The organism is Atlantibacter subterraneus (assembly GCF_007570865.1).
In the GTDB taxonomy this organism is placed as follows: domain Bacteria; phylum Pseudomonadota; class Gammaproteobacteria; order Enterobacterales; family Enterobacteriaceae; genus Atlantibacter; species Atlantibacter subterraneus.
Map to the genome: position 1 here is coordinate 166,435 of NZ_VLPS01000006.1, position 12,736 is coordinate 179,170.

Genomic DNA, 12,736 nt, shown 5'->3' on the forward strand with positions numbered 1-12,736 from the left:
GAGCATTCATGCCGATTCAGGTTCTGCCACCACAGCTTGCGAATCAGATCGCTGCGGGCGAAGTGGTGGAGCGCCCCGCATCCGTCGTCAAAGAGCTGGTGGAAAACAGCCTTGACGCCGGGGCGACGCGGATTGATATCGATATTGAGCGCGGTGGCGCGAAGCTGATCCGCATCCGCGATAACGGCTGCGGCATCAACAAAGATGAACTGGCGCTGGCGCTGGCGCGCCATGCCACCAGTAAAATTGCCTCGCTCGACGATCTGGAGGCCATCATCAGCCTCGGGTTTCGCGGCGAAGCGCTGGCCAGTATCAGTTCGGTATCGCGTCTGACCCTGACCTCGCGCACCGCAGAACAGAGTGAAGCGTGGCAAGCCTATGCCGAAGGGCGTGATATGGATGTGACGGTGAAACCCGCCGCGCATCCTGTCGGCACCACGCTGGAAGTGCTGGATCTGTTTTACAACACCCCGGCGCGGCGCAAATTTATGCGCACCGAGAAAACCGAATTTAACCATATCGACGAAATCATCCGCCGCATTGCGCTGGCGCGCTTCGATGTGACCATCAATCTGAGCCATAACGGCAAGTTAATCCGCCAGTATCGCGGCGTGCAGCCCAACGCGCCGAAAGAGCGCCGCCTTGGCGCGATTTGCGGCACCGCGTTCCTTGAACAGGCGCTGACGATAGAGTGGCAGCATGGCGATCTCGCGCTGCGCGGCTGGGTGGCGGAACCGAAAGCCAGCGCCGCACTGAGCGAAATCCAGTATTGCTACGTCAATGGCCGCATGATGCGCGATCGCCTGATAAATCACGCTATCCGCCAGGCCTGCGAAGATAAGCTCGGCGTCGATCAGCAGCCTGCCTACGTGCTTTATCTGGAGATCGATCCTCATCAGGTGGATGTGAATGTGCATCCAGCCAAGCATGAGGTGCGGTTCCATCAATCGCGGCTGGTGCATGATTTTATCTATCAGGGCGTGCTGAGCGTGCTGCAACAGCAGCAGGCGGAGCCGACGCTGCCGCTGGGGCAGGCCGAAGAAGAGCCGCCTCGCTGGCAGCCGGAAAACCGCGTGGCGGCGGGCAAGAATCATTTCTCCCAGCCTGCGGTGGAAAACCCTGCGCCTGCGCCGCGTCAGGCCAGCGCCTCTTCCGGCGGCGGTCGCGCTGCACCAGGCGGCGCATGGCCTCATGCCCAGGCGGATTACAGTAAGCAGCAGGGTGCGCTTTACCGTAAATTGCTGGAGACACCGGAAACGCCGCGGGAGCGCAAACCTGCGCCGCCCGCGCTGGAAGGGCACAGCCATAGCTTTGGCCGCGTTCTTACGGTAATCAGCAATGCTTACGCGTTACTGGAGCGCGACGAACGCGTAATGCTGCTGGATCTTACCGTGGCGGAACGCTGGCTACGCCAGGGGCAACTGACGCCCGGCGCGGAAACCCTGTGCGCCCAGCCGTTGCTGATCCCGGTGCGTATTAAAGTGGATGCGCAAGAACAGACGGTGATGCGCAACGCCTCGGCGTTATTAGAGGGAATGGGTATCCAAACCGTGCTGGATCATCAGCATGTTACGATCCGCACCGTGCCTTTACCCTTACGCCAACAAAATTTACAAATCTTGATTCCTGAACTGATAGGCTACCTGGCGGCAAACGAGAAAGCCGATTCCGTACAACTCGCCAGCTGGCTTGCCCGCCAACTGGCGACCGAGCACGAACAGTGGAGCGTGGCGCAGGCCATCACGCTGTTAACGGATGTGGAACGGCTTTGTCCAAACCTGGTGAAGTCACCGCCTGGTGGTTTATTACAACCTGTCGATCTGCAACCGGCGATGAATGCCCTGAAACATGACTGAAGTAAGTAAGGCGAGCCTGCCTAAGGCGATTTTTTTAATGGGGCCAACGGCCTCGGGCAAAACGGCGCTGGCAATTAATCTGCGTAAAACGCTCCCGGTTGAGTTGATAAGTGTCGATTCCGCCCTCATCTATCGAGGAATGGATGTCGGAACGGCGAAGCCGAGCGCAGAGGAGCTGGAGCAAGCGCCGCACCGTTTGCTGGATATTCTGGACCCGGCTGAAGCGTATTCCGCGGCGGATTTTCGTCGCGATGCCCTGAAGGAGATGGCGGAGATCACTGCCAGCGGGCGTATTCCGCTGCTCGTGGGCGGAACCATGCTTTACTTCAAGGCGTTACTGGAGGGGTTATCCCCGTTGCCGTCGGCAAATCCGGAAATCAGGGCGCGTATTGAACAACAGGCGGCAGAGCAGGGGTGGGACGCCTTGCATCGCGAACTCCAGGAAATCGACCCTGTCGCGGCAAGACGGATTCATCCAAATGATCCGCAAAGACTTTCCCGGGCACTGGAAGTTTTTTTCATTTCGGGTAAAACTTTAACGGAACTGACGCAAACGTCAGGAGACGCTCTGCCGTACCAGGTGCACCAGTTCGCCATCGCCCCGGCGAGCCGTGAACTGCTCCATCAGCGAATTGAGCAGCGTTTTCATCAGATGTTGGCTTCAGGTTTTGAAGCAGAAGTACGGGCGCTTTTCGCCCGTGGAGATTTGCATACGGATATGCCTTCCATTCGTTGTGTCGGTTACCGCCAGATGTGGTCTTATCTGGCCGGTGAAGTGCCGTATGACGACATGGTTTATCGCGGTATTTGCGCTACGAGGCAGTTGGCGAAACGCCAGATGACCTGGCTGCGGGGTTGGCAAGGCGTTCACTGGTTAGACAGTGAAAAGCCCGAGTCGGCCTTACAGGAAGTGTTACAGGTTGTTGGTGCTAACCGTCAATGAATGTGTACAATTGAACCGTATCGTGCGCGAATTTTTTTAGGTAGTTTTTCAGAGCCCAAGGGTTCTTAAGTACAAAACAAGCATATAAGGAAAAGATAGAATGGCTAAGGGGCAATCTTTACAAGATCCGTTCTTGAACGCACTGCGTCGCGAACGTGTTCCAGTTTCTATTTATTTGGTGAATGGTATTAAGCTGCAAGGGCAGATTGAGTCTTTCGATCAGTTCGTGATTTTGTTGAAAAACACGGTTAGCCAGATGGTGTATAAGCACGCAATCTCTACGGTTGTGCCGTCTCGCCCGGTTTCTCATCACAGCAACAACGCCGGTGGCAGTACGGGTAGTAACTACCACCACAGTAATGCGCAGGGTGCATCTGCACCACAGCAAGACAGCGACGACGCCGAATAAGGTTGGTGGCTGTTTCCATGACGGGGAACCAGTCTGGCTGTGTTCCCCGCTGGTCTTTTTGAGAGGTTATACGCTTGTTTGACCGTTATGACGCCGGTGAGCAGGCGGTGCTGGTACACATCTATTTTTCGCAAGACAAAGATATGGAAGATCTCCAGGAGTTTGATTCTCTGGTCTCTTCCGCCGGTGTCGAAGCATTACAGGTGATTACCGGTAGCCGTAAAGCCCCGCACCCAAAGTATTTTGTTGGTGAAGGTAAGGCCGTCGAAATAGCTGATGCCGTTAAAGCCACGGGCGCATCAGTTGTTTTATTTGATCATGCATTAACGCCCGCCCAGGAACGAAACCTGGAACGCCTGTGCGAATGTCGCGTAATCGACCGCACCGGCTTGATTTTAGACATTTTTGCCCAGCGTGCACGCACCCATGAAGGGAAGCTGCAGGTTGAGCTTGCCCAGTTGCGGCATCTGGCGACGCGCCTGGTGCGCGGATGGACCCACCTTGAGCGCCAGAAAGGCGGGATAGGCTTACGTGGACCGGGTGAAACTCAGCTCGAAACAGACCGTCGTTTGCTGCGTAACCGGATTATGCAAATTCTCTCGCGCCTTGAGAAAGTAGAAAAACAACGTGAACAAGGGCGTCGGTCGAGAAGCAAAGCGGATGTACCAACCGTTTCACTGGTGGGCTACACCAACGCCGGTAAATCCACCTTGTTTAACCAGATTACCGAAGCGCAGGTTTATGCGGCGGATCAGCTGTTCGCCACGCTGGACCCTACGCTTCGCCGGATTGATGTGGCCGATGTCGGCGAAACCGTTCTGGCGGATACCGTCGGATTCATTCGCCATCTGCCCCACGATTTGGTCGCCGCGTTTAAAGCCACGTTGCAGGAAACGCGCCAGGCCACCCTGCTGCTTCATGTGATTGATGCAGCGGATGTACGCATGCAGGACAACATCGACGCCGTTAATACGGTGCTCGAAGAGATCGAGGCCGACGAGATCCCAACCCTGCTGGTGATGAACAAAATCGATGCGCTGGATGATTTCCAACCGCGTATCGATCGTGATGATGAAAACAGGCCGATACGGGTGTGGCTTTCTGCCCAGACCGGTGACGGCGTACCACTGCTTTTCCAGGCTCTGACGGAGCGTTTGTCGGGAGAGATAGCGCAGCACACGTTGCGTTTGCCTCCAGAGGCAGGGCGACTGCGGAGCCGGTTTTACCAGCTTCAGGCGATAGAAAAAGAGTGGATGGAGGAGGACGGCAGCGTGGGGGTGGAAGTACGTATGCCCATCGTTGACTGGCGTCGCCTCTGTAAACAAGAACCGACTCTGGTTGACTATGTTGTCTAACCGGTCTGAGGTTGCCTGAAGAACTTTCCCCTTTGGGGGGTACCTGAAATAGTCTGGGTTGTCTCGTAGCGCGAACGGAGCAACTTCCCGGCGGCATTAAGCGCGATGCGGTGGGAAACGTGAAGACAGCAATAAAGAGACAGTGCGGAGCAGGACAGGTATATCACCGCATAACAAATATGGAGCACAAACATGGCGTGGAATCAGCCCGGTAATAACGGACAGGACCGCGACCCGTGGGGAAGCAGCAAGCCTGGCGGCGACTCTGGGGGAAATGGAAATAAAGGCGGTCGCGAGCAGGGGCCGCCCGATCTGGATGATATCTTCCGTAAACTGAGTAAAAAACTCGGTGGATTTGGTGGTAGAAGCGGTGGAAGTTCAACCCCGGGCCCCCGTAACCCGATCGGTGGCCGAGTGGTGGTGATTGTCGCGGCGGCGGCAGTGATCATTTGGGCTGCCAGTGGTTTCTATACCATCAAAGAAGCGGAGCGCGGTGTGGTTACGCGTTTCGGCAAATTCAGTCACCTGGTTGAACCGGGTCTGAACTGGAAGCCGACGTTTATCGATAGCGTCCAGCCTGTTAACGTTGAATCGGTGCGTGAACTCGCGGCGTCCGGCGTGATGCTGACCTCAGATGAAAACGTGGTGCGCGTTGAGATGAACGTGCAGTACCGCGTCACCGATCCTGAGCGTTATCTGTTTAGCGTGACCAGCGCCGACGACAGTCTGCGTCAGGCCACCGACAGCGCCCTGCGCGGCGTGATCGGCAAGTACACCATGGACCGTATCCTGACCGAAGGCCGTACGGTGATCCGTAGCGATACCCAGCGCGAACTGGAAGAGACGATCCGTCCTTACAACATGGGTATCACGCTGCTGGACGTCAACTTCCAGGCCGCACGTCCGCCGGAAGAAGTTAAAGCCGCGTTTGACGATGCGATTGCCGCACGTGAAAACGAACAGCAATACATCCGTGAGGCGGAAGCCTACACCAACGAAGTGCAGCCGCGCGCTAACGGTTCTGCGCAGCGTATCATCGAAGATGCCCGTGCGTATAAGACCCAGACTATCCTGGAAGCCCAGGGTGAAGTGGCACGCTTTGCGAAAATCCTCCCGGAATATAAAGCCGCGCCGGAAATTACCCGCGAGCGTCTGTATATCGAGACCATGGAAAAAGTTCTTAGCCACACCCGTAAAGTGCTGGTCAATGACAAGGGCGGAAACCTGATGGTGCTGCCGCTGGATCAGATGCTGAAAGGCAATAATGCCCCGGCATCAAAGAGCGATAGCAGTGGCGCGGATTCCTTACTGCGCCTGCCGCCTGCGTCCTCATCCAGCAACAGCGGCGCTAACCGGCCTGCCTCATCCAGCGCTGGCGACATCATGGATCAGCGCCGTGCGAATGCGCAGCGTAACGATTACCAGCGCGAAGGGAGTGAATAACAATGCGTAAGTCAGTGATTGCAGTCATCATCATCGTGCTGGTGGTGCTCTACACCTCGGTATTCGTGGTGAAAGAAGGTGAGCGTGGAATTACGCTGCGTTTCGGTAAAGTTTTGCGTGATGATGAAAACAAGCCGGTGGTCTTTGAGCCAGGCCTGCATTTCAAAATCCCGTTTATCGAATCGGTGAAAACCCTTGATGCGCGTATCCAGACCATGGATAACCAGGCGGACCGCTTCGTCACCAAAGAGAAGAAAGACCTGATCGTCGACTCCTATATCAAATGGCGTATCAGCGACTTTAGCCGTTACTACCTGGCGACAGGCGGCGGCGATGTTTCTCAGGCCGAAGTACTGCTGAAACGTAAGTTCTCGGACCGTCTGCGTTCGGAAATTGGTCGTCTGGATGTAAAAGACATCGTGACCGACTCCCGTGGCCGTCTGACCCTCGAAGTGCGCGATGCCCTGAACTCCGGTTCTGCGGGCACCGAAGATGAAGTCACTACCCCGGCAGCGGATGATGCGATTGCCAAAGCGGCGGAGCGTGTAGCGGCGGAAACCAACGGCAAAGTGCCGGTCGTGAACCCGAACAGTATGGCCGCGCTGGGTATCGAAGTGGTGGATGTGCGCATCAAGCAGATCAACCTGCCGACCGAAGTGTCTGAAGCGATCTTCAACCGTATGCGTGCAGAACGTGAAGCGGTAGCGCGTCGCCACCGTTCACAGGGCCAGGAAGAAGCGGAAAAACTGCGTGCCGCAGCGGATTACGAAGTAACCCGTACCCTGGCGGAATCTGAGCGTCAGGCGCGTATCCTGCGCGGTGAAGGCGATGCGGAAGCGGCGAAACTGTTTGCCGACGCGTTTAGCCAGGACCCGGATTTCTATGCGTTTATCCGTAGCTTGCGCGCCTATGAGAGCAGCTTCAGCTCTAATCAGGACGTGATGGTGTTGAGCCCGGACAGCGACTTCTTCCGTTATATGAAGACGCCAGCCAACAGCGCGCGCTAAATTACGCGAACCCCTGATGAAGAGCCGGTGAATACCGGCTCTTTTTTATTGGACAGAGAAAAATGAATTCAACAATCTGGTTAGCGCTGGCGTTAGTGTTAGTGCTTGAAGGTCTCGGGCCGATGTTATTTCCGCGTCTCTGGCGGCGGATGGTGTTAAGTATGACACAATTACCTGAAACGATTTTACGCCGCTTTGGCGGCGGTCTAGTGGTTGCCGGCTGCGTTATCTACTACATGTTGAGGAAAACGATTGGCTGAGTGAATTCTGCTCAAGTTCGATGAATTTTGAATACAAAAAGGGCTGATCATCCACAAAACCGATGGTAGAATCCATTTTTAAGCAAACGGTGATTTTGAAAAATGGGTAACAACGTCGTCGTACTGGGCACCCAATGGGGTGACGAAGGCAAAGGGAAGATTGTCGATCTTCTTACTGAACGGGCTAAATATGTTGTGCGCTACCAGGGTGGTCACAACGCTGGCCATACTCTCGTAATCAACGGTGAAAAAACCGTCCTCCATCTTATTCCCTCCGGTATTCTTCGTGAGAATGTCACCAGCATCATCGGTAACGGTGTGGTGCTCTCTCCGGCTGCGCTGATGAAAGAGATGAAAAAGCTGGAAGACCGCGGTATTCCGGTTCGCGAGCGTCTGCTGCTCTCCGAGGCGTGCCCGCTGATTCTGGATTATCATGTCGCACTGGACGTGGCGCGCGAAAAAGCGCGTGGCGCAAAAGCCATCGGCACCACCGGTCGTGGTATTGGCCCGGCTTATGAAGATAAAGTGGCGCGTCGCGGCCTGCGTGTTGGCGACCTGTTCGACAAAGCCACCTTTGCTGAGAAACTGAAAGAAGTGCTGGAATACCATAACTTCCAGCTGGTTAACTTCTACAAAGTTGAAGCGGTTGACTATCAGAAAGTGCTGGACGATGTGATGGCGATTGCCGACATCCTGACCAGCATGGTGGTTGACGTTTCCGATCTGCTGGATCAGGCGCGTAAACGCGGCGATTTCATCATGTTCGAAGGCGCACAGGGTACGCTGCTGGATATCGACCACGGCACCTATCCGTACGTGACCTCTTCCAACACCACCGCCGGCGGCGTGGCGACGGGTTCCGGTATCGGTCCGCGTTATGTTGACTACGTGCTGGGCATTATCAAAGCTTACTCCACTCGCGTGGGTGCGGGTCCGTTCCCGACAGAGCTGTTTGATGACATTGGCGAGTTCCTGTGCAAGCAGGGTAACGAATACGGCGCAACCACTGGCCGCCGCCGTCGTACCGGCTGGCTGGACTCCGTAGCGGTACGCCGCGCGGTGCAGATCAACTCCCTGTCTGGCTTCTGCCTGACCAAGCTGGACGTGCTGGACGGCCTGAAAGAAGTGAAAATCTGCGTTGCCTATCGTCTGCCGGATGGTCGTGAAGTGACCACCACCCCGATGGCCGCTGATGACTGGGAAGGTATCGAGCCGATTTACGAAACCATGCCGGGCTGGTCTGAGTCGACCTTCGGCGTGAAAGAGCGCAGCGGTCTGCCGCAGGCAGCGCTGAACTACATTCAGCGTATCGAAGAGCTGACCGGTGTGCCGATTGATATCATTTCTACCGGCCCTGACCGTACTGAAACCATGATTCTGCGCGACCCGTTCGACGCATAATGATGAAAAGGGGCGTTTTCGACGCCCCTTTCTTGTTTTTTCCGCTTTTTCCCCAACCTTATTTAAATAAATTAGCCGCCTTTGTGCTGGCTGGTTTATCATCACTCTATGCCCCCAGGCAAATCGCGTTCCCCCCTTATTCAGAGGTTGATGTGCAGTTAACGAGTTTTACCGATTACGGATTACGTGCTTTGATTTATATGGCGTCATTGCCTGAAGGTCGTATGACGAGCATTTCCGAAGTGACCGAGGTTTATGGCGTGTCCCGTAATCATATGGTTAAAATTATCAACCAACTGAGTCGCGCTGGTTATGTCATGGCTGTACGCGGGAAAAACGGCGGCATCCGTTTAGGCAGACCGGCACCCTTAATCCGCATCGGTGACGTGGTTCGCGAGCTGGAACCGCTCTCGCTGGTTAACTGTAGCAGCGAATTTTGCCATATCACCCCTGCCTGTCGTTTAAAACAGGCGCTATCCAAAGCGGTGAATAGTTTTCTGACTGAGCTTGATAACTACACGCTTGCCGACTTAGTTGAAGAGAATACGCCGCTGTATAAATTACTGCTGGTGGAATAAGTAAACCTTACGGGTAGCAGGCTTTTCTTTGCGCACCACTTAGCGCAGCGCGGGATCGCATAGCCTGACCCCCGAGGATTTCCGCCAGAGATGACAACGGAGGAATCGAAATGTCACAAGATCCTTTTCAGGAACGAGAAGCAGAGAAGTACACCAATCCTATCCCGAGCCGGGAATTTATCCTCGATCACTTAACCAAACGCGAAAAGCCCGCCAGCCGGGAAGAGTTAGCGATCGAACTGAATATTGAAGGCGAAGAGCAGCAGGAAGCCCTGCGTCGCCGCCTGCGCGCCATGGAGCGCGACGGACAGCTGGTCTTCACCCGCCGCCAGTGCTACGCCTTGCCGGAGCGTCTGGACCTGTTAAAAGGCACCGTTATTGGCCATCGCGATGGCTACGGTTTCCTGCGCGTGGAAGGCCGCAAAGACGACCTGTATCTGTCGTCTGAACAGATGAAAACCTGCATCCATGGCGATCAGGTGCTGGCGCAGCCGCTGGGCGCGGACCGTAAAGGACGCCGCGAAGCGCGTATCGTCCGCGTGCTGGTGCCGAAAACCGGCCAGATCGTCGGGCGCTATTTCACCGATGCGGGCGTCGGCTTTGTGGTGCCGGACGACAGCCGCTTAAGCTTTGATATCCTGATCCCGCCAGAAGAGATCATGGGCGCGCGCATGGGCTATGTGGTGGTAGTGGAGTTGACCCAGCGTCCGACCCGCCGTACCAAAGCGATTGGTAAAATCGTCGAAGTACTGGGCGATAACATGGGCACCGGCATGGCCGTCGATATGGCGCTGCGCACCCATGAAATCCCCTACGTCTGGCCGAAAGCGGTTGAGAAAGAGGTTGCCGGATTAACCGAAGAGGTGCCGGAAGAGGCCATCGCCGGACGCGTGGATTTACGCGATCTGCCGCTGGTCACCATCGATGGCGAAGATGCCCGCGACTTTGATGATGCGGTTTTCTGCGAGAAAAAACGCGGCGGCGGCTGGCGTCTGTGGGTAGCGATTGCCGACGTGAGCTATTACGTGCGTCCGCAAACCGCGCTGGATACCGAAGCGCACAACCGCGGCACCTCGGTCTACTTCCCGTCGCAAGTGGTGCCGATGCTGCCGGAAGTGCTGTCCAACGGCCTGTGCTCGCTTAATCCGCAGGTTAACCGCCTGTGTATGGTCTGCGAGATGACCGTTTCCGCCAGCGGTAAGCTGACCGGCTACAAATTCTATGAAGCGGTGATGCGCTCCCATGCACGCCTGACCTACACCAAGGTCTGGCACATCCTGCAGGGCGACCAGGATCTCCGCGAGCAGTATCAGCCGCTGGTTAAGCACATCGAAGAGCTGCATAACCTGTATAAAGCGCTGGACGTTGCGCGCAGCGAGCGCGGCGGCATCTCGTTCGAAAGCGAAGAGGCGAAGTTTATTTTTAACGTCGAGCGCCGTATTGAACGCATCGAACAAACCCAGCGCAACGACGCCCATAAACTGATTGAAGAGTGCATGATCCTGGCGAACATCTCGGCGGCGCGTTTCGTTGAGAAACACCAGGAGCCGGCGCTGTTCCGTATTCACGATCGCCCGAGCACCGAGGCGATCACCTCGTTCCGCTCAGTGCTGGCAGAGCTCGGCCTGGAGCTGCCGGGCCGCGATAAACCTGAGCCGCGCGATTACGCCGAACTGCTGGAGTCTATCGCCGATCGTCCGGATCACGAGATGCTGCAAACCATGCTGCTGCGCTCAATGAAACAGGCGATCTACGATCCGGAAAACCGTGGTCACTTTGGTCTGGCACTCCAGTCCTATGCGCACTTCACCTCGCCGATCCGTCGTTATCCGGACCTGTCGCTGCACCGCGCCATTAAATATCTGCTGGCGAAGCAGGAAGGGCACGTTGGCAACAGTACGCCGACCGGCGGCTGGCACTATTCCGTGGAAGCGATGCTGCAACTGGGTCAGCACTGCTCCATGACCGAACGCCGCGCCGATGAAGCCACCCGCGAAGTTGCGGACTGGCTGAAGTGCGACTTTATGCAGGATCAGGTAGGGCAGACGTTCTCTGGCGTTATCGCCAGCGTCACCGGCTTCGGCTTCTTTGTCCGCCTCAACGATCTGTTTATCGACGGCCTGGTGCACGTTTCTTCACTGGACAACGACTACTACCGCTTCGACCAGGTGGGCCAGCGCTTGATCGGCGAGTCCGGCGGCCAAACCTACCGTCTGGGCGACCGTGTGGAAGTGAAAGTGGAAGCGGTCAACATGGACGAGCGTAAGATCGACTTCTCGCTGATCTCCAGCGAGCGCGGCCCGCGCAACGTCGGCAAAACGGCGCGTGAAAAAGCCCGCAAGGGCGGCGCGGCGAAACCCTCCGGCAAACGCCGTCAGGCAGGTAAGCGGACCAACTTCGAGCCGGACAGCGAATTCCGTGGCGAAAAGCGCAAGCCGCAAGCCAAAAAAGAGCAGGCCGACAAAAAAGTGAAAAAACCGTCGTCGAAAACCCAAAAAATCGCGGCGGCCACCAAAGCGAAACGGGCGGCGAAAAAGAAAACCCACGACGCGTAACCCCCGGCTGGCCTTATTGTTGCGATAAGGCCAGCGGCAACGTATTAAACCAGGCGCGATAACGCCTCAAATGAGTACTTTTCATGAGTGAAATGATTTACGGCATCCACGCGGTTCAGGCTTTACTGGAACGCGCGCCTGAGCGCTTTCAGGAAGTCTTTGTGCTGAAAGGCCGCGAAGATAAGCGGCTGCTGCCTTTACTGCACGCGCTGGAAGCCCAGGGCGTGGTGATTCAGGTGGCGAACCGCCAGTTCCTGGATGAAAAAAGCGATGGCGCGGTCCATCAGGGTATTATCGCGCGGGTAAAACCAGGGCGTCAGTATCAGGAAAACGATCTGCCGGATCTGCTGGCCCAGTTTGAATCGCCGTTCCTGCTGATCCTCGACGGTGTGACCGACCCCCATAACCTGGGCGCGTGCCTGCGCAGCGCCGATGCGGCGGGCGTTCATGCGGTGATCGTACCGAAAGACCGTTCCGCGCAGCTCAACGCCACCGCCAAAAAAGTGGCCTGCGGCGCGGCGGAAAACGTGCCGTTGATTCGCGTCACCAACCTGGCGCGCACCATGCGTCTGCTTCAGGAAGAGAATGTCTGGATTGTCGGCACCGCTGGCGAAGCGGACCACACTGTCTACCAGAGCAAAATGACCGGCCGTCTGGCGCTGGTGATGGGTGCAGAAGGCGAGGGTATGCGCCGCCTGACCCGTGAGCACTGCGACGAGCTGATCAGCATCCCGATGGCGGGCAGCGTCTCGTCGTTGAACGTTTCCGTTGCGACGGGCATTTGCCTGTTTGAGGCGGTGAGACAACGCAGCTAATTTCTGATTATTCAAACCATCCTCCGGGATGGTTTTTTTTTAATTATTTTTTATTGCATAATTTGAAATCAATAAGGGGATTGTCGTAGGGGTATATTCATACCCAAAATATAT

General features: G+C 56.1%; 11 protein-coding genes. All 11 read left to right on the forward strand.

What is annotated here, in order from left to right; all coding sequences use genetic code 11:
- Nucleotides 1–8: 8 nt before the first annotated feature.
- The 11 genes from mutL to rlmB all read left to right on the forward strand — a co-directional run bounded on the left by mutL (nt 9) and on the right by rlmB (nt 12,622).
- Entirely contained in the window at nt 9–1,856 is a 1,848-nt protein-coding gene (gene mutL, locus FND52_RS12745) for a DNA mismatch repair endonuclease MutL (RefSeq protein WP_144131191.1), read from the forward strand.
- Nucleotides 1,849–2,799, forward strand: a complete 951-nt coding sequence (gene miaA, locus FND52_RS12750; protein ID WP_144131193.1) for a tRNA (adenosine(37)-N6)-dimethylallyltransferase MiaA — start codon at nt 1,849–1,851, stop codon at nt 2,797–2,799. The genes mutL and miaA overlap by 8 nt, the downstream gene beginning before the upstream one ends.
- Before the next feature lie 100 nt (nt 2,800–2,899).
- The gene (gene hfq, locus FND52_RS12755) at nt 2,900–3,208 is read left to right on the forward strand and encodes an RNA chaperone Hfq (protein WP_125294168.1); all 309 of its coding nucleotides are present in this window, start codon (nt 2,900–2,902) and stop codon (nt 3,206–3,208) included.
- 74 nt (nt 3,209–3,282) lie between these two features.
- Nucleotides 3,283–4,563: a ribosome rescue GTPase HflX gene (gene hflX / locus FND52_RS12760; protein ID WP_125294169.1), complete on the forward strand. Its 1,281-nt coding sequence runs from the start codon at nt 3,283–3,285 to the stop codon at nt 4,561–4,563.
- A 192-nt stretch (nt 4,564–4,755) separates the two neighbouring features.
- Complete coding sequence (gene hflK / locus FND52_RS12765) at nt 4,756–6,006, forward strand: FtsH protease activity modulator HflK (RefSeq protein WP_144131195.1); 1,251 nt, start codon at nt 4,756–4,758, stop codon at nt 6,004–6,006.
- A gap of 2 nt (nt 6,007–6,008) precedes the next feature.
- On the forward strand, nt 6,009–7,013 hold the full coding sequence (gene hflC, locus FND52_RS12770) for a protease modulator HflC (RefSeq protein WP_125294171.1): 1,005 nt from the start codon (nt 6,009–6,011) through the stop codon (nt 7,011–7,013).
- A 62-nt stretch (nt 7,014–7,075) separates the two neighbouring features.
- Entirely contained in the window at nt 7,076–7,273 is a 198-nt protein-coding gene (locus FND52_RS12775; protein ID WP_125294172.1) for a DUF2065 domain-containing protein, read from the forward strand.
- A gap of 102 nt (nt 7,274–7,375) precedes the next feature.
- Nucleotides 7,376–8,674 (forward strand): adenylosuccinate synthase, encoded by a 1,299-nt coding sequence (locus tag FND52_RS12780; protein WP_144131197.1) that lies wholly within the window; start codon nt 7,376–7,378, stop codon nt 8,672–8,674.
- A 152-nt stretch (nt 8,675–8,826) separates the two neighbouring features.
- Nucleotides 8,827–9,252: a nitric oxide-sensing transcriptional repressor NsrR gene (gene nsrR, locus FND52_RS12785; protein WP_144131294.1), complete on the forward strand. Its 426-nt coding sequence runs from the start codon at nt 8,827–8,829 to the stop codon at nt 9,250–9,252.
- A gap of 110 nt (nt 9,253–9,362) precedes the next feature.
- A complete protein-coding gene (gene rnr / locus FND52_RS12790) occupies nt 9,363–11,807 on the forward strand; it encodes a ribonuclease R (protein ID WP_144131199.1) in 2,445 nt (814 codons plus the stop codon).
- An 83-nt stretch (nt 11,808–11,890) separates the two neighbouring features.
- On the forward strand, nt 11,891–12,622 hold the full coding sequence (gene rlmB, locus FND52_RS12795; RefSeq protein WP_144131202.1) for a 23S rRNA (guanosine(2251)-2'-O)-methyltransferase RlmB: 732 nt from the start codon (nt 11,891–11,893) through the stop codon (nt 12,620–12,622).
- Nucleotides 12,623–12,736: the final 114 nt, after the last annotated feature.

Excerpts from the sequence above, each read along its gene's own strand:
- FND52_RS12775 (WP_125294172.1), top strand. The coding sequence starts at position 7,076 with ATGAATTCAACAATCTGGTTAGCGCTGGCGTTAGTGTTAGTGCTTGAA.
- hfq (WP_125294168.1), top strand. The coding sequence starts at position 2,900 with ATGGCTAAGGGGCAATCTTTACAAGATCCGTTCTTGAACGCACTGCGT.
- rlmB (WP_144131202.1), top strand. The coding sequence starts at position 11,891 with ATGAGTGAAATGATTTACGGCATCCACGCGGTTCAGGCTTTACTGGAA.
- hflK (WP_144131195.1), top strand. The coding sequence starts at position 4,756 with ATGGCGTGGAATCAGCCCGGTAATAACGGACAGGACCGCGACCCGTGG.
- FND52_RS12780 (WP_144131197.1), top strand. The coding sequence starts at position 7,376 with ATGGGTAACAACGTCGTCGTACTGGGCACCCAATGGGGTGACGAAGGC.
- hflC (WP_125294171.1), top strand. The coding sequence starts at position 6,009 with ATGCGTAAGTCAGTGATTGCAGTCATCATCATCGTGCTGGTGGTGCTC.
- miaA (WP_144131193.1), top strand. The coding sequence starts at position 1,849 with ATGACTGAAGTAAGTAAGGCGAGCCTGCCTAAGGCGATTTTTTTAATG.
- mutL (WP_144131191.1), top strand. The coding sequence starts at position 9 with ATGCCGATTCAGGTTCTGCCACCACAGCTTGCGAATCAGATCGCTGCG.
- rnr (WP_144131199.1), top strand. The coding sequence starts at position 9,363 with ATGTCACAAGATCCTTTTCAGGAACGAGAAGCAGAGAAGTACACCAAT.